Source organism: Arthrobacter silviterrae (assembly GCF_011045165.1).
Taxonomy (GTDB): Bacteria; Actinomycetota; Actinomycetes; order Actinomycetales; family Micrococcaceae; genus Specibacter; species Specibacter silviterrae.
This window is the reverse complement of sequence record NZ_JAAKZI010000097.1, coordinates 1-748: the sequence shown is the minus strand read 5'-3', so window position 1 is coordinate 748 and position 748 is coordinate 1. Positions and strand designations below refer to the sequence as shown.

Below are 748 nucleotides of genomic sequence, written 5' to 3'. Positions count from 1 at the left end.
AAACTCCCCGGCCTCGCCGGAGGCTGGACGCAAAGCAGGGACATCCCGGCCCCGCCGGAGCAGTCGTTCCGCCAGTGGTGGGCCAAAGACCATGAGCCAAGCACCGGCGTCGTGCCTGGAAACAACTCCAGCGAAGGAGGGCAGGCATGAGCGCCCGCGAAGACATCATGAACCGGATCGCCTCGGCCCTGCGGGACGCCCCGGCCACCCCCGAGGTGCCCCGCGGCTACCGCCGCACCACCAGCAAGACCGCGCAGCAGCGCCTGGAACAGCTCGTGGACCGGCTGGTGGACTACAAGGCGAACGTGTACGTCATCGAGGAGGCCGAGGCCCCCGCCAAGCTGGCCGAACTGCTGGCCGGCTCGGCCTCCATTGTGGTGCCGCACGGCCTGCCGGAGTCCTGGCTAACCTCTGTGAAGAACGACGCCGGGTCCCCGGCTGTGGAGGTTGACTCGCCGCAGCGCCGCCTCACCGTGGCGCAGCTGGACGCGGTTGATGCCGTAGTGACGGCCGCGGCCGTGGCGGTGTCCGAAACCGGCACGATCATGCTCGACGGCAGCCCGGACCAGGGACGGCGCATCATTTCCCTGGTGCCCGACCGGCACATCTGCGTGCTTCATGCCGGGCAGGTCGTGGAGGTGCTGCCCGAGGCCATTGCGCGCCTGGAGGCAACCCTGCCGCAAACCTGGATCAGCGGCCCCAGCGCCACCAGCGACATCGAGCTGGAGCGCGTGGAAGGCGTCCACGG

At 69.8% G+C, this 748-nt stretch carries 1 protein-coding gene; it reads left to right on the top strand.

Annotation, left to right across the window (positions count from 1 at the left end; genetic code table 11):
- Nucleotides 1–146 precede the first annotated feature (146 nt).
- The coding region (locus tag G6N77_RS19565; protein WP_165183840.1) for a LutC/YkgG family protein at nt 147–748 on the top strand (602 nt) is incomplete at its 3' end.